Here is a 16399-nt window from a genome sequence, read left to right as displayed (position 1 = left end):
CCGGACATTTAGCGCCGAGGATGATTTATCATGCGCAATCGCTTCCATTCCGGGTCTCTCTGCAGAGGACGCTCCCATGCACCATCACGAACTCGACGGGTTTCCCCAAGGCTTCCTGTGGGGCGCGGCCTCGGCCGCCTATCAGGCGGAGGGAGCGTGGAATGTCGACGGCAAGGGACCGTCGATCTGGGACGGTTTCTGCAAACAGCCCGGCAGAACCTTTCAGGGCAGCAATGGTGATGTGGCGGTCGACCATTATCACCGCTTCCGGGAAGACATCGCGTTGATGGCTGAAATGGGGCTGAAGGCCTATCGTTTTTCGGTCAGTTGGCCCCGGCTGTATCCCGATGGCCGAGGGCCGCTGAACGAAGCCGGCCTCGCCTTTTATGAGAAGCTCATCGACACCCTGCGGGCACATGATATCGAGCCCATTCTGACGCTTTACCACTGGGACCTGCCACAGGCGCTGCAGGATGACTATGGCGGCTGGGAAAGCCGCCGCATCGTCGCCGATTTCGAACGATATTGCGTCACGCTGTTCCGGCGCCTCGCCGGAAAGGTGCGCTTCTGGGTATCGCTGAACGAACAGAACTACAATTTGACCAATGCCTACCAGTTGGGGACTCACCCCCCCGGCGTGCGGAACCGCAAACGCTTCTTCCAGGCCAATCACCACGCCTTCCTGGCCAATGCCGGGGCGATCGCGGCCTTCCGTGACCTGGTCCCGGATGGCCTGATCGGACCCAGCTTCGCCTATTCCCCCGCCTATCCCGCCTCCCCCGACCCCCGGGACATGCTGGCTTTTGAAAACGCCGAGGAATTCACCAATCATTGGTGGCTGGACACCTATTGTCTGGGCCGATATCCCGGCGCCGCTCTCGCCTATCTGCGCAAAACGGGAGAAGCGCCGGAGATCCTCCCCGGCGATAGGGATCTGCTGGCGCAAGGCCGTCCGGACTTTATCGGGATCAACTATTATCAAACCCTGACCTATGCGGACAATCCGCCGGACGGGGAAACGATGCGGGGCATCAATACGACGGGCGAGAAAGGGACGACACCCGCCAGCGGCGTGCCCGGCCTTTACAAGACCCGCCCCAACCCTCACGTCGAGACAACCAATTGGGACTGGGCGATCGACCCCACCGGGTTGCGCCTCGGGCTGCGGCGCCTTTCTTCCCGCTACGGCTTACCGATCCTGATCACAGAAAATGGTCTGGGCGAATTCGATCGCCTGGAAAGGGGCGATCTGATCCACGACGACTATCGTATCGCCTATCTGAAAGACCATATCGCCGCATGCAGGGAAGCGATCACCGACGGGGTCGACCTCCTTGGCTATTGCGTATGGTCCTTCACCGATATTCTCAGTTGGCTGAACGGCTATCAGAAGCGCTACGGCCTCGTATATGTCGATCGCGACGAACGGGATCCGAAAGACCTGCGCCGCATTCGTAAAGACAGCTATTTCTGGTATCAGAAAATTATAAAAGATAACGGCGGAAATATATGACACCAAGCCTCGACAGCAATAAAGCATCGAGACTTGGTGCGGAATGTTATTTCCGTCAGTCTGCGGAGAGCTGACTCTCGCGGACAACGCGTTCATGTCCGTCGGCCTCGTTCTTGAGGCGGTACTGATTATCGCCCCCTTCGGCGGGCAGCAAACGAACGACGCGATAGAGGCCTTGCCACGCCACGGCCTCGAAGATGCCGGGCGAATAATGCAAAACCTGCCCGACCTTGTAGCGATGGACGAGGATCCGACGGCTTTTCTCCCGGTCTTGGGACGGCGATACTCTGGCTCGCTGGAGAGGAATGGCGCTAAGGTATAATCCGAGCGGCTCGACCTTGGTCGTCATCGTGAAAACTCCCTGAAAATTCACAGAATCACTACACCGCACATTTATTTTGCAACGAAAACACCACACAAAACAAAGCAAAATAATAGTATATTATTATTTTATTTTTACGCGCTCAATTCTGCTTTCCGAACATGACAAACTAAGACCTCTCTGCGCCGCGATGTGGGCCGAGAGAGACTTGATATGAGCCCTCATATCCGCCAATTCCCATGCCGTCTCGACGGGAAGCCGCGGCATCGTCCGCATTTCATGAATGTAGCGGTCCTCGAATTCCGACGAAGTCCCGGGGTGACGGGCTTCCGGAATGACGAACGTCGCCTCAAAGGGATTGACCCCGATTTTCAGCAGATGATCGATGGCGGCCTGCCGCCGGTTGTTATGGAAGTCGGGCGCCGAGGCGCCCGGATAAAGCGAGAAGGGCATGAGCGTTCTCCAATGGCGGAATTTCGATGACGATCAGCCCGCAGCTCCACGGAGCAGCACCCAGCTCACCAGACCGACAACAAAAACCACGGGAAGCACGATGGGCGGAACAAGATACCCTTTGACCGACGTCCACAGCGACAAAGCCGGGCACGAAACCTGTTTCATGATCATCACAAAATTATGGAAATGATATTTGTATTTGGGATCGATATGTCATTTTTCAAGAACATCCGCATAATATACACAAAACCTCCAAATATTATTTTAACAATTATTATTATTTTATCCGCAACACTCCTCATACCGAGGGTCCAACCGGGACACCAAGCTTCACATCGACATGATGGGTGACGCCGTCGTCCAGCAACGGCAGGCACAATGGCCGTGCCAAGATTTCAGCCCCATCGAACAGGGCCGAAACAACGCCCTTGGCCACTCTGTCGGGATTCTCGACCCGGATCTCGTATCTGGCGGAACGATGCCGGAAGGTTATCTCGAAGCTCGGCCACCCTTTCGGGATGCAAGGATCGAGTCGAATGCCATCGCCATGCAGACTTAGCCCGAGAATGCTCTCGATCCCCGCCCGTTGCATCCACCCCGCCGACCCCGTGTACCAGGTCCAACCGCCGCGCCCGATATGGGGTGGGGTCGCATAGACATCGGCGACGACGACAAAAGGCTCCACCTTGTAACGATGCACGTCCGCCCGCGTGCGGGCGTGGTTGATGGGATTGAGAAGCGAGAACAACGCGGAAGCCTTATCGCCCTCGCCGAGCGCCGCGAAGGCCATCACCGACCATAAGGCGGCGTGCGTGTATTGCCCCCCGTTCTCACGGATACCGGGGGGGTAGCCCTTGATGTAGCCGGGATCGAGAGGCATCTTGTCGAAGGCCGGCGTGAAGAGCAGGGCCACCTTATCCGCCGGGTGGATCAGGTGTCGCTCGCCCGCCGCCATGGCGTCGGCGGCACGAACCGGATCGGCGGCCCCCGAAATCACCGCCCAGGACTGGGCGATGGAATCGATGCGGCACTCCTGGCTGCCCGCAGACCCCAAAGGCGTCCCGTCGTCGAACCAGCCGCGCAGGTACCATTCGCCGTCCCAGGCCTCACGGTCCAGGGACTCCCGGATCGCTCCGGCATGGGCGCGCCAGAGGGCGGCGCGAACCGTCTGGTGGCGGGCCTCGGCCAGCGGAATGAAAGACGTCAGGGCGGCGTAAAGGAACCAGCCCAGCCACACGCTTTCTCCCAGGCCCCTTTCCCCGACACGATTCATCCCATCGTTCCAGTCACCGGTACCGATCAACGGCACCCCATGACGGCCGACGGCCAGACTATGGTCGAGAGCACTGGCGCAATGCTCGAACAGGCTGGCCGTCCGCTCGGAGACGGTCGGCAGGAAAAAGCTGTCGTGCTGCCCCTCCTCCAGCCTTTGGCCTTCGAGGAACGGCAGATCCTGGTCAAGAATCTCCCCATCGCCGATCGTATCGACATAATGAGCAACGGCGGTGGCGAGCCAAACCCTGTCGTCGGAGATGCGCGAGCGCACGCCTTGGCCGGAATGCGGCAGCCACCAATGCTGGACATCGCCTTCGACGAACTGCCGGGCCGCCGCCCGCAGCAGATGCTCGCGCGTCAGGTCCGGGCAAACCGAGGTGATCGCCATCCCGTCCTGGAGCTGATCGCGAAAGCCATAAGCGCCGCTTGCCTGATAAAAGGCGGACCGGGCCCATAGCCGGCAAACCACCGTCTGGTAGAGCAACCAGCCGTTCAGCATGATGTCCATCGAACGGTCGGGTGTCGTCACCTGAACCGCTCCCAGCAGATCATCCCAGTATTGGCTGACCTCGGAGCGCACGGCTTGCAGATCCTCCTCGCGGTAGCGCGAGATCAAGCTCCGCGCATCGTCGGCGGAGGACGCCTCGCCAAGGAAGCAGACAATCTCGGCGACACCGCCGGCCGGCAATTCGAGCGTGGTCCGCAAGGCGGCGCAGGGATCGAGGCCGGCCCCCACCTTATTGGACAACGGGCCAGAGCCCACCAGCGCCGCCGGACAGGCCAAAGTCCCGTTGCGCCCGATGAACTCCCGTCGATCGCCCGTCCAGTCGCTCTGCCGCCCTCTCAAGTCGACGAAGGCGACAGACGCCCCGAATGACGGCGTCCACGGATTGCGGGCGAACATCGCGCCGCTGTTCGGATCGATCTCGGTCGTCACGAACGGCGCCGACGCGGTGCGTGACGGACCCAGCACCCATTCCACATAGGCGGTCACCGAAAGACGCCGCGTCCGACCCGAACGGTTGTGCAGCGTCAGGCGCGAGATCTTGATCGGATCTCCGAGCGCCACATACTGGAGAAGGTCGGCGTCGATCCCATGCGACGAATGTTCGAATCGGCTGTATCCACGGCCATGGCGGGCGATATAACTCCCCAACTCGTCACGGATCGGCAGGGCGGTCGGGCTCCAGAGATCGCCGGTGTCGTCGTCGCGCAGATAGAATGCCTCGCCCGAACGATCGCTCACCGGATCATTCGACCAAGGCGTTATCTGATTCTCACGGCTATTGACCGACCAGGTGTAACCGCTTCCTTCGGTCGCCACCTGGAAGCCGAACCGCGGATTCGCGATAACGTTGATCCATGGGGCCGGCGTCGATTGGCCGGGGCCGAGCACCGTCACATACTCCCGGCCATTATCGGCAAATCCACCCAGTCCGTTGAAAAACTCAAGATCGAGCAAAGGCGGCGAAATCCGAGCCCCCACCCCATGCCCCCGATTGGTGACGGGATAGGGAGAGGCCTTGGCCTCCGGTGCCCTGTCGAGCTGATCGGAAAGTCGTCCGCGCTGACCGACGAGGACGATCCGCGCCACTGATGAAAGCAGGGCGCGCATCTCCCCCGAGATCAGATCGGCCCGCAGAATGAAAACCTGTCCCGACGGGACCTTGGCATGGATCCGACGCCGTGACTGGCCCGACCGGACCAGGGTATCGAAAGCGCTCTGCAGATCCTGAACGTAGGAGGGCGCATGCTCGTTGACGATGACCACATCGACGGAAAACTGCTTCATGCGCCAATATTCGTGAGCCCTCAGCAGTTGCCGCGCGATAGGGAGATCCTCGACATCATCGATACGCAGCAGGACGATCGGCCGATCTCCGGAAATCCCCTGTGGCCAGAGATCCGACTGGCCGCCGCCGCCGCGCCGGATGGCGTCGGAAGACGGACGCAAGGTCGGTGCGGCGTAAAGCAGATGTCCGGCCAAACGCTGAAACAGGCTCGCCTCGCCCGGATCGATGTCCAAGTGACGAAGCTGCACTTGCGCCTGGCTCCAGGCCAGCGTCGTCGCCCGCTCGAAGGCGGTGACCTCCCGATGCTTGTCGGCAAGATCGAGGACCGCGTCCCGCTCCGCCGCGACCATCGTCCAGAAGGCGACGCGCACCGTCGTGCCGGGTGCGATGCGCAGACGCCGGCGCATCGCGAAGACGGGATCAAGCACCGTGCCCGTCGTGTTCGACAGGGGGCGCCCATCGATCATCGCGATCGGCGTCCGAACGCCACAGCCTCGGCCGAGAAACCGGGCCCGGTCGGTTTCGACCTGCGGCTTGCCGACCGCCTCGCCGTCGACGACGGAAAGATGGGCGGCCCAGATTTGCGGCTCGTCGGGTCCGCGCCGTCGCCGCGTCGCCAGGATGACGCCAAGCTCGGAGAGATACTCGGTCTCGACGAACAGCTTTGAAAAGGCCGGATGGGCCGTATCCGACGCCTGAGGCGCCAACGCCAGTTCGGCATAGGACGTGACCTCGATCTCACGCGTCCGGTACCCGGAATTCGAGATCGAGACGCGACGGACTTCAGCCGCGTATTCCCCCGAGACGAGCACGTCCAGGGTGGTCGTCAGGGTCCCGTCACGGCGGGTGAACTCGGCCCGGTCCTCCTTGAACAGGACGTCATAGGCGTCGGGCTCGACCCCGCAGGGCTGAAAACCGGCCGACCACACGGTGCCGTCGACCACGTCCCGCAGATAGATATAGGACCCCCAGTCGTCGCAGGTGGGATCCTCGCGCCAGCGCGTCACCGAAAAATCGCCCCACCGGCTGTAGCCCGATCCGGCGGCCGTCAGCATCACCGCATATTGCCCGTTCGAGAGCAGATGGGTGGCGGGAGTGGCGCCCTGCGGGCTATCCAGTCGCCGACCGTCGAACGGCTCTGTTTCCAGAACCCTGGTCGAAGCCTTCGGTTCGGCCACCAGGGGACGGGCCACCGCGACGTCGCGCGGCGTCCTCTCCTGAAGAAGCAATTCCGTCGCCTGGACCATGGGTTCGCCATGGAATCGCGCCCGCATCAGACCATCGAGCAGCGCATCGGCGATGGCGACGATCGACATGCCCTGATGATGAGCCATATAGGCGCAGACGATGGCCGCGCCTTCGCCATCCGGCAGGCGGCCGGGCGTGTAGTCGATGGCCTCGTAAAAACCATAGCGGCCACGCGCGCCGACGCCGGCCAGCCTTTCGAAGTTTCGTACCGCCGCCGAGGGGTCGACCATCGTGGCGAGCGCGGTCGCGTAGGGGGCGACGACGGCGTTGTCGCCAAGGCCCCGCTTCAACCCCAGACCGGGAACGCCGAAGCTGGAATATTGGTAGGAGAATTCCAGGTCGCGAACGTTGTAGGCCGATTCCGAAATACCCCATGGAATGCCTTGCGAGGCCGCGTAATCGATCTGGCGCCGCACGATCAGCCGGCAGGTCTGCTCGATGAGGCTGCCGGCCGGGGCCCGCATGACGAGCGACGGCATCAGATACTCGAACATGGAACCGGACCAGGAAATCAACGCCGCGCCATGGGCGACCGGCGTGACGGTCCGGCCCAGGCGGAACCAATGGCGGGCGGGCACGTCACCCTTGGCGATCGCCATGAAACTGGCCAACCGGGCCTCGGAGGCCAGCAGATCGTAGCAACTGGGATCGAGCCGGTTTTCGGTCACCACATAGCCGATCGACAACAGCTTGCGCTCGCCGTCGAGCAAAAAGCCGAAATCCATCCCGAGCGCCATGGCCCGGGCATTTTCCTCCAGGGCCGACAGACGTTCCCGCAAGGCCATCAACGCGGCGTCGGACTGACCGAGATCTCGTTGATGGCTTTCGATCGTCCGCAGGGTCGCCTCCGCCCAGAACAGCATGTCCTGGCCACTGTCGTCACCCCGCTCGCTGGCCAGAACCCGGGCGATATCCGCCAGAATCGAGGCCTGAACGGCCAGTCCGGCGAACCGTTCGCCGATGGTTTCCCCATCCAAGGGATGCCGTGCGACATCGGCGCCCAGTTCGGCCAGCGCATGTTTGAATTGCGGCCAGGTGACCGTCTGCATGCGCCGGCCGTCATCCAACCGCGCAGCCTCCTCACCGACGAGATCGAGCGCGTCGCCGACGCCGGCCAACCGCCTGGCGTCGGCGAGGGGATGGCCCTGCCATTCCCGAAACGCGTTGGCGAGCGCGATCAGATGGCCCGCCAGGTTACCGCTGTCGACCGAAGAGATGTAAGGCGGGTCCAGAGACCGCAGGTCCCGGGTGTCGTACCAATTGTAGAAATGACCATCGAAACGCACGAGACCGGCCATGGTCTCAAGGGTTTCCGCCAGCAACCCGGTCGCTTCCGCGGTTCCCATCCACCCGAAGTCGCGGGCCGTCGCCCCCGATAAAAGATAAAGTCCGATATTGGTCGGCGACGTGCGGTGGGCCAGGACCGGCCACGGAGTTTCCTGGAAGTTGTCGGGCGGCAGCATATGATCGTCCGGCGTCACGAAGGTCTCGAAGAAACGCCAGGTCCTGCGGGCGATCAGCCGCAGGGTGCGCGCGTCGGGAACGCTCACCGACAGACCGCTGGCGATGGGGGGGGACAGACTGACCCAGCGGGCGATGGCCGGCGAGGCAATCCAAAGCGCCGCGCAGACCGCCGCGAGGGGCCATGTCCCCTGCCCGGAAAGCCCGGCTATGACCAGCGCCAGACAGCCGATCAGCAGCGCTCCGCTCATCCGGCGGTAGAAGCCGAAAAGACGAAGCCGGGGACCGATCGTCGCCTGCGCCGCGCTGACCCATTCGAGCAGATGCCGGCGGGTGATCATCAGCCGAAAAAGGGTTCGCCCGATCGCGTCGCTCATCAGATACGCCTGATAAGCGAGGAATGAGATTTCCAGAACCGACAGCCTCATGGCGAGATGGAGATCTCCCCCGAGGGCGCGCAGGTGGCTGTCGAGGGAAATGCCGCGGTGACGCGGCAGGATCGCCCCGATCACCGGAATCAACGTCGGCAGCAAAATCGACGCCAATATGAAAATGGTCCAGACCAGCGCCGCGTCGAACGGCAACGCCCATCCGCCCAGCAGGGCGAGGATGGCCGCCGGCGCCGAAAGGCTGCGCCGCAGATTGTCGATCATTTTCCAACGGCCGATTACCGGGATGGCGCTCCGAATACGCGCAGAGGACGGTCCGCGTCCGAAGATCCAGGGCAGAAGCTGCCAGTCGCCACGGACCCAGCGATGGCTCCGCAAGGCGGCGACGTCGTAGCGGGCGGGAAACTCCTCGACAACCTCGATGTCGGAAGCCAAACCGGCACGGGCGAAAACGCCCTCGAACAAATCGTGACTGAGAAGCGTCGAGTCCGGCACCCGGCCGTCGAGAGCGGCTTCGAACGCATCCACGTCGTAGATGCCCTTGCCCGCATAAGAGCCTTCGCCGAACATGTCCTGGTAGACGTCGGAGACGGCGGCGGCATAGGGATCGATGCCACTCATCGACGAAAAGGTGCGCTGGAACAACGACCCTTCCCGGCCGACGGGCAAGGACGGCGTCACCCGCGGCTGTATCACCGCATGACCTTCCACGACCCGGCCCGCCACGGCATCGAAGCGCGGGCGGTTGAGCGGGTGCGCCATCTTGCCGATCAGCCGGCGCACCGCGTCGCGCGGCAGCCTGGTGTCGGCGTCGAGGGTGACCACATAGCGAACATCCGCGGAGACGCTCGGCGGCAGGCCATCGATATCGATGAATGTGGTATCGGTGGCGCCGCGCAACAGCCGATTCAACTCGTGCAGCTTGCCGCGTTTGCGTTCCCAGCCGAGCCACCGCCCCTCGCCGTCATTCCGGACCCTCCGGCGATGCAGCAACAGAAAACGCACGCCACCCGGAGCGGGACCGTGGCGATGATTGAGGCGCGCGATGCCGGCCGCGGCCGCGGCGAGAAGTTCCGCGTCCCCATCGACCGTTTCGGTGTCCGCATCGCCCCAGTCGGAAAGCAAGGTGAACAGAAGATCGCCTTCCGGACTCGCCAGATAATGGACTTCAAGTCGTTCGATCTGCTCCTCGATCGTTTCCAGCGAGGTCAGAAGCGTCGGCACGGCGACCATCGTGCGAAGATGGGAGGGGATGCCGTCGCGCAATTCCAGGGCGGGCAGACGTGCCGCGCCGAACGTCCAGACGGCCCCACGGTTTACCAGCGCGACCGCCACGTCGATGGCGGGAATCGCCCCGAGGATGCCCAGCAGACCGACCCAGAGGCCGCCGAGCCCGGTCGCGGTCAGGACAAGCAGGGGAAAGGCGAGGAGAGCCGCACTGACAATAGCGATGGCCGCCGCATAACCACCGATGCCGAAACGGTTCAGCCGCCGGGGCCAGCGGCGCAATGGCGGTCGATAGCCGATCTTCCCCTCGAAGGAGCGCCGCCCTCCGGAGAAAAGATAGTAACCGGCCTCGCCCCTGCGGCCGTCGGCGAGGTCCGCCGGGTCCGCTTCGCGCGCAGTCAGAACGGCGCTCCGCGCGATGTCGATTTCCGTCCGTCCGGCTCCTCGCGCCAAATCCTCGATCGCATTGCGATAGAGGTTGCGCGTCGGAAAATCCATCTCCAAAAAGTCGCTACCGGCGGCAAGCACATCGTCGACCAGGCTGATGCGCTCGACCAGCTCGGTCCAATCGACGTCGGAAATCAAGCGCATGCTGGTGATGATGTTGCGGATGCTGACGGTGGCGGCGCCTTGCCTCTGATGCTCGTCATGCACCAGCGCGTCGGTTGTCATGCCCTGCGCGACCAGACGCTGGTCGAGCCAGTTCAGCGCCGGAGTGACCCGGGGATCCTGATCGCGCAGCCGGTAGACGAGCTGCACCGAAAAGGTGGAAGCCAGGGGAACCTTTTCGTGATCCTTGAGAACCACCGACACCGGCTCGGCGGCCCTCCCTCCGACGCCCAGCAGGCGGTCGGCCAGAACGTCCGCCTCCTGCCGGGCGACGAGTCTGCTCATGATCCCCCCGGCAAGGCGCCGCAAGTTCTCGACGAGGACAATCCGCAAGGTGATCGCCAGCGCCCACAACTCGCCGATGGTCAGCGGCTGAACCTCCTGATAGGCCCTGACATAGCGATACAGCATCTCGGAATCGAAGCGGCTGTCCGTGTGGCAGACAAAGGCCCAGGCCACGCCGAAGACGCGCGGATACCCGGCAAGCGGCCCGGCGGCAAGCTTAGGCAACTGCCGGTAATAGCGGGACGGAAGATTGGACTGGATGTCGTGGATCTGCCGCTCGACGAGATAATAATTGTCGATCAGCCATTCCGCGGCCGGAGTGGTCGCCCCCTCCTCCTCGGCCGCCTTGCCGATGGCGCGATGGGCCGCGAGAATGACGGCCGCGTTGTCGGCGAGCCGGCCGGCCAGGGGAAGGCCGCGAACCGGCTTATCCATGACGGTCTGGGCGGCCGCCAGGCTGCGCGCATGATCTTCAAGGCGCTCGATACCGAACAACTCTTCGCGAAGGGGCTCTTGGTTGTCCCAGGGCGACGGCGACGGCACGCGCCCGAAGGCGCGAGTGATGAGGTGTCTCAAGGGAACCTTTCCATGCCGCGCTGGGACCGCCAAGCGCAAGGGGGGACGGCCTTCGGAGGGACGGAATCCCACCAAAATTCACGGCGTCTTTTTTTAGTATAACACTTATGGGTAAGGAATTGTTATCTCATGCGGCGAGTCGCCATACCCTTTTGCCATAAGACAATTTATAATGAAAAATGTTCAGAGATTCGAATTATCCGATAGTGTGATTTTACACAGGCGATCATGATTCATAATTTTTCCAAAAATTATTTCTCAAGGCCCGCAGAATAATGATTTTTTTGCATCGTCGGGGACGCCCGCAGGCGCAAGGATCTCCTCTCGGCCGCTTTGCGGGAGAGGGGGCGAGCGCAAGCGAGTGGGGTGAGGGGGACTTACGCGCGTCGAGCGCGGAAAAAGTGTGCAGAAACAAACACGTCTTTATGTCGCGCGGACGCTAGGCCCCCCTCGCCCGGCCGCTACTGTTTTATCCAAGGCTGGCAATGCTCTGATAGGACGACGAAATTTAAAAAGCCTCAAACGCCGGCGCAGGGCGAAGATCCGCCGATCAGGTGTGGGCTTTTCCCAGATAGGCCGCCTGGACCTCGGGAGAGGCCAACAGACGGGCGGCGCTGTCCTCATGGACGATCCGCCCGACTTCCAGCACATAGCCGCGGTCCGCCAATTTCAGGGCCGAGCGCACATTCTGTTCGACGATCAGCACGGTCACGCCGGAGGCGGCGATCTCGCGCAGGCTGCGGAAGATGCTCTGCACCATGATCGGGGCGAGGCCGAGGCTGGGCTCGTCGAGCAGCAGAAGCTTCGGCCTGGCCAGCAAGGCCCGGCCGATCGCCAGCATCTGCTGCTCGCCGCCCGACAATGTGCCGGCCAACTGATCGCGACGCTCGGCAAGGCGGGGAAACATGCCGAAAACGGTTTCAAGGCCCTGCCGGATTTCGTGAGCCGATCTGGTAAACCCGCCCAAGGCCAGGTTTTCCTCCACCTTCAACGTGCCGAACACCCGCCGTCCTTCGGGCGACTGGGCGATACCGAGACAGACGATGCGATCCGCCGGCGCCCGGGTGATATCGGTCCCATCGAAGCGGACCGCCCCCCGGCGCTTCGGCAGCAAACCGGAAATGGCCCGCATCAGGGTGGTCTTGCCGGCGCCGTTAGCGCCCAGAATGGCCACCACCTCGCCGCTTTCCACGGTCAGGGAAACACCGCGAAGCGCTTCGATCTGGCCATAGGCGACGCTCAAGTCCTCGATGACAAGCAGACTCATGCGACCGGTTCCTCGTCGTCGTCACGCCCGAGATAGGCTTCGATCACCGCCGGATCGTCGCGCACCGCGGCCGCGTTGCCTTCGGCGATCTTGCGGCCGAAATTGATCACCACGATGTGGTCGGTCACGTTCATGACGACATTCATGTCATGTTCGACAAGCAGCACCGTCACGCCCGAATCGCGGATGGCAAAAATGGTTTGGCTGAGTTCGGCCGATTCGGCGTCGTTCAATCCGGCCGCCGGCTCATCGAGAATGACGAGCTTGGGCTGGACGACCAGGGCGCGCGCCATCTCGACCCGTCGCTGCAGGCCGTAGGGCAGCGATACCGCCATCTCGTCGGCTGCTCCGTCGAGGTCGAGGCGGCGCAATACTTCGTGGGTGCGCTCGGCCAGCGCGGCTTCCTCGCGCCGCTGGGCCGGCAGCCCCAGCAATCCCTGCCACCAGCGTTGACGCGCCCGCAGATGACAGCCGGCGCGGACATTGTCGAAAACCGACATGCCGGGAAACAGCCGGATCGTCTGGAAGGTCCGCCGGATGCCCAGGGCGGCGATCTGGTGCGGCGCCGCCCCGGCGATATTGCGCCCCTGCCAAAGGATCTCGCCATTGGTCGGCCGGCAGACGCCGGTGATCATGTTGAAGACGGTCGTCTTGCCGGCGCCGTTGGGACCGATGAGGGCGGCGATATGCCCTTCCTCGATGGCCAGGCTGAGGTCGTCGACGGCGCGCATTCCGCCGAAGCTGATGCCGACGCCGCGCAGTTCGAGAAGCGCGCTCATGCCCGGCGCCTCCGCTGGGGCCACAGGCCCTGGGGCCGCAGCACCATGACGGCGATCATGGCGATACCGAAGACGAAATAGCGGTATTGGGCGAAGTCCCTGAAAATCTGCGGAACGACGAACATCAATGCGGTACCCAGCAACACGCCGGGGACAGACCCCGGTCCCCCAACGATCACCACGGCGAACAGCGTCACCGATTCGGTAAAGACGAACGAGGCGGGGCTGACCGTCGAAAGCTGGACGGCGAACAGGGTTCCGGCCAGCCCGGCCAGACCGGCGCCCAGGGCGAAGGCCTGGGTCTTGACCTTGCGGGCGTCGACGCCCAGCGTGCCGGCCGCCAGTTCATCCTGCTTGAGATAGCGTTGCGCCCGACCGAATTCCGAGCGGTCGAGATTGCGCATCAGCAAAAGGACGATGCCCAGCACCACCCAGTCGAGCCAGAACATGGCGCTCTGGCTGGCCAGGGGAAACCCGAAAAGCGAGGGAACGCCGATGCCGGTGATACCGTCCGAACCGCCCGTGACGCCGCCCGGATCGTTCTGCATCGTCAGGACGAAAATGGAATTGAAGCCGATGGTGGCCACCAGCAGATAGTCGCCGCGCAGCCGCGTCAAAGGACCGGCGAGCAGGGCGCCGGCCGCCGCCGCCAGCAATACCGCCGCCGGCAGGGTGGCGAGGATCGGCCAACCGAAGCTGGTGTTGAGAATCGCCGTGGCATAGGCGCCGACGCCGAAATAAACGGCATGCCCCATGTCGAACATGCCCCCCCGCCCGAGAATCACATCCTCGGACAAGGCGCTGACCGCATAGATCGCGAACATCGCCGCGATCGATACCCAGGAACTGTCAAGAACGGCGGGCACCGTCAGTCCGGCCACCCACAACAACGGCCACAGCGCCCTGGACGCACGGGCCGGCGACTTCGGCGCCGATCGGCTTGGAGAAATACCCGGCATCAGACCTTCCCCGCGTCGGGTTCGCCCAGAAGTCCGGTCGGCCGCACCAGAAGGATGGCGATCAGAAGAGCGAAGGTGATGGCATCCTGCCAGGAACTGGAGATGTAGCCGGCGGCGAAGGCGTTGAACAGGCCCAGCAGCACGCCGCCCAGCATGGCGCCGGGAATGTTGCCGATGCCGCCCAGGATGGCGGCGATGAAAGCATAGAGACCGTAGGTCCAGCCCATGGTGAAGTAGGCTTCCCGATAATAGATGCCGACGAACAGACCGCCGATGGCGCCCAAGGCGGGGCCGATCACGAAGACGGTCAGGATGACCCGGTTGACCTTGATCCCCATCAGCCGTGCGGTGTCCTGGTCGATGGCGGTGGCGCGTATCGCCGTGCCGAAACGGGTGTGGTGAATGAAAAGGTAAAGCGCCGCCATCAGCAGCACCGAGGCCAGGATGATCATCACCTGCACGAAGGTGATGCTGGCCCCGGCCACCGTCCAGGTGGTCGCCGGCAGCAGATCGCCGGGAAAGACGTGCACGTCCGGCCCCCAGATCAACATGATGCTGTTTTCGATGAGCAATGACGCGCCCAAGGCCGAAACCACGGCGGAAAGCCGGTCGGCCTTGCGCAGCGGCCGGTAGGCCACCAGTTCCAGCACGACGCCGGCGGCGGCGATCACCACCACCGCCAGCACGAAGGCGGCCAGCAGCAGCACCGCGCCGGAATGGCCGCTGCCCGCCGCGCCGGTCAGCAGCGTCAGGCCGACGAACGCACCCAGGATACACAGATCGCCGTGGGCGAAATTGATCAGGCGCATGACGCCGTAGACCATCGTATAGCCCAGGGCGATCAGCGCGTAGATCCCACCGACGGTCAGGCCGTTGAAGACCTGCTGAATGAATGTACCCATGCCCTCGCCTTACCGGTCCCGTTTATTTTTTTTCAGCCGAAAACGTCACTTGGCCGGCTCGGGATAGAGGATCTTGTACGCCCCATCCGCCTGCACCTCGAAGGCAACGAAGGGACTTCCCGTTCGCTCCCCGCGCTCGTTCCAGGCGAACGTCCCGGTCAGCCCCTGGAAATCCACCAGGTGATGCAGATGGTTCTCCAGCGCCGCCGGCTCGGTTCCCTTGGTGGCTTCGATGGCCTCCAGAATGGCCCGCATGCCGTCGGCGTTGGTCAGGGTGAACACCGAGGGAGGCAAGGCGCCGTATTTCGCCTTGTAGTCGGCGACGAATTGCTTGGCGGCCGGATAGGGCAGATCCTGCGGCGCCGGCACATTGACGATGACGGAACCGCCGGCCGCCGCGCCGGCGATCTTGGCGAAGGAGACGTTCTGGTTGGCGTCGCCGCCGACGAAGGCGGCATCCATTCCCAGTTGTTGCATCTGCGCCCGGATCAGGCCGCCATCGGAAAAGTAGCCGGAATAATAAAGCACATCCGGGTTAAGTGACTTCAGCTTGGTCAAGACCGGCGTGAAATTCTGCGAATCGGCGTTGACGAAGGCCTTTTCGACGACATTGCCGTGGACCGCCGCGATGTTCTTGATCACCTCGTCGGCCAGCCCGGTGGCGAAGCTCGAATGATCGGTCAGAACGGCGATCCGCTTGAAAGCACGAACATTGACCAGATAGTTGGCGGTGAACTCGGCCTCGGCCGAATTGGGCGCGGCATTGCCGAACCAGGTCTTGAAACCTTGCTCGCTCAGTTTGTTGCTGGTGCCGTCGGAGGTCTGGAGCACGTCGGCGGCGGCATAGATCGGCTCGGCGGCCAGCGCCGCGCCGCTGGTGTAGGAGCCGATCACCGCGACGACCTTGGCGTTCACCAGCTGGCGGGCGCAGATCGCCGCCTGCGAAGGCTTGCCCTCATCGTCGCAAACCGTCACCTCGATCTGCCGTCCCAGCAATCCGCCCTTGGCGTTCTGCTGCTCGGCGAGCAGGCGCACGGCCTTTTCGATGCCCTGGCCTTCGTCGGCATAGGGGCCGGTGATGGGCGCCTGCACACCGAAACGGATCGGCGAGGCCGCGGATGCCGTTGCCACGCCAACCAGCATCGCACAGGTCAACACCGCAAAAGCCGAAGCGGCACCGGCCGTCTGTTTCCAAATCATGATGGCATTCCCCCTTATTTTCGATCATCGGTGGACATGAAGGCGGCCCCGCATCGCAGGATCTTTGCTGGTCGCTCTTGACATTGCCGCCGGCGGCGCAGTGTTAACACTGTTTGCCTGTTGGGCAAGACCGAAATG

At 63.1% G+C, this 16399-nt stretch carries 9 protein-coding genes; 1 reads left to right on the top strand and 8 read right to left on the bottom strand.

Going from position 1 to position 16399, the window contains the following annotated elements:
• Positions 1 to 76: 76 nt before the first annotated feature.
• Positions 77 to 1513: a glycoside hydrolase family 1 protein gene (locus tag CWS72_RS10105; protein WP_101250476.1), complete on the top strand. Its 1437-nt coding sequence runs from the start codon at positions 77 to 79 to the stop codon at positions 1511 to 1513.
• Between the two features lie 55 nt (positions 1514 to 1568).
• Here CWS72_RS10105 and CWS72_RS10100 read toward each other — a convergent pair whose 3' ends face one another.
• The 8 genes from CWS72_RS10100 to CWS72_RS10065 all read right to left on the bottom strand — a co-directional run bounded on the left by CWS72_RS10100 (position 1569) and on the right by CWS72_RS10065 (position 16261).
• Positions 1569 to 1862: a hypothetical protein gene (locus tag CWS72_RS10100; RefSeq protein WP_241911665.1), complete on the bottom strand. Its 294-nt coding sequence runs from the start codon at positions 1860 to 1862 to the stop codon at positions 1569 to 1571.
• 96 nt (positions 1863 to 1958) lie between these two features.
• Positions 1959 to 2288 carry a hypothetical protein gene (locus CWS72_RS10095; RefSeq protein ID WP_101250475.1) on the bottom strand — a complete coding sequence of 110 codons (330 nt, stop codon included), beginning with the start codon at positions 2286 to 2288 and terminating at the stop codon, positions 1959 to 1961.
• Between the two features lie 301 nt (positions 2289 to 2589).
• Positions 2590 to 11154: a glycoside hydrolase family 94 protein gene (locus CWS72_RS10090; RefSeq protein WP_199175628.1), complete on the bottom strand. Its 8565-nt coding sequence runs from the start codon at positions 11152 to 11154 to the stop codon at positions 2590 to 2592.
• A gap of 550 nt (positions 11155 to 11704) precedes the next feature.
• Positions 11705 to 12421, bottom strand: a complete 717-nt coding sequence (locus tag CWS72_RS10085) for an ABC transporter ATP-binding protein (protein ID WP_101250474.1) — start codon at positions 12419 to 12421, stop codon at positions 11705 to 11707.
• The gene (locus tag CWS72_RS10080) at positions 12418 to 13200 is read right to left on the bottom strand and encodes an ABC transporter ATP-binding protein (protein WP_101250538.1); all 783 of its coding nucleotides are present in this window, start codon (positions 13198 to 13200) and stop codon (positions 12418 to 12420) included. Before CWS72_RS10080 ends, CWS72_RS10085 begins: the two co-directional genes overlap by 4 nt.
• Complete coding sequence (locus CWS72_RS10075; protein ID WP_101250473.1) at positions 13197 to 14159, bottom strand: branched-chain amino acid ABC transporter permease; 963 nt, start codon at positions 14157 to 14159, stop codon at positions 13197 to 13199. Before CWS72_RS10075 ends, CWS72_RS10080 begins: the two co-directional genes overlap by 4 nt.
• The gene (locus tag CWS72_RS10070) at positions 14159 to 15061 is read right to left on the bottom strand and encodes a branched-chain amino acid ABC transporter permease (protein ID WP_101250472.1); all 903 of its coding nucleotides are present in this window, start codon (positions 15059 to 15061) and stop codon (positions 14159 to 14161) included. Before CWS72_RS10070 ends, CWS72_RS10075 begins: the two co-directional genes overlap by 1 nt.
• Before the next feature lie 45 nt (positions 15062 to 15106).
• Positions 15107 to 16261 (bottom strand): branched-chain amino acid ABC transporter substrate-binding protein, encoded by a 1155-nt coding sequence (locus tag CWS72_RS10065; RefSeq protein ID WP_101250471.1) that lies wholly within the window; start codon positions 16259 to 16261, stop codon positions 15107 to 15109.
• Positions 16262 to 16399 lie beyond the last annotated feature (138 nt).

The organism is Telmatospirillum siberiense, assembly GCF_002845745.1.
Lineage (GTDB): Bacteria > Pseudomonadota > Alphaproteobacteria > Rhodospirillales > Magnetospirillaceae > Telmatospirillum > Telmatospirillum siberiense.
Note: the sequence above shows the minus strand (reverse complement) of the source record. Positions and strands in the feature narration are given on the sequence as shown.

Bases quoted from the DNA above. Each gene is read 5' to 3' on its own strand.
- CWS72_RS10100 (WP_241911665.1), bottom strand. From the start codon at position 1,862: ATGACGACCAAGGTCGAGCCGCTCGGATTATACCTTAGCGCCATTCCT.
- CWS72_RS10095 (WP_101250475.1), bottom strand. From the start codon at position 2,288: ATGCCCTTCTCGCTTTATCCGGGCGCCTCGGCGCCCGACTTCCATAAC.
- CWS72_RS10080 (WP_101250538.1), bottom strand. From the start codon at position 13,200: ATGAGCGCGCTTCTCGAACTGCGCGGCGTCGGCATCAGCTTCGGCGGA.
- CWS72_RS10075 (WP_101250473.1), bottom strand. From the start codon at position 14,159: ATGCCGGGTATTTCTCCAAGCCGATCGGCGCCGAAGTCGCCGGCCCGT.
- CWS72_RS10070 (WP_101250472.1), bottom strand. From the start codon at position 15,061: ATGGGTACATTCATTCAGCAGGTCTTCAACGGCCTGACCGTCGGTGGG.
- CWS72_RS10085 (WP_101250474.1), bottom strand. From the start codon at position 12,421: ATGAGTCTGCTTGTCATCGAGGACTTGAGCGTCGCCTATGGCCAGATC.
- CWS72_RS10105 (WP_101250476.1), top strand. From the start codon at position 77: ATGCACCATCACGAACTCGACGGGTTTCCCCAAGGCTTCCTGTGGGGC.
- CWS72_RS10065 (WP_101250471.1), bottom strand. From the start codon at position 16,261: ATGATTTGGAAACAGACGGCCGGTGCCGCTTCGGCTTTTGCGGTGTTG.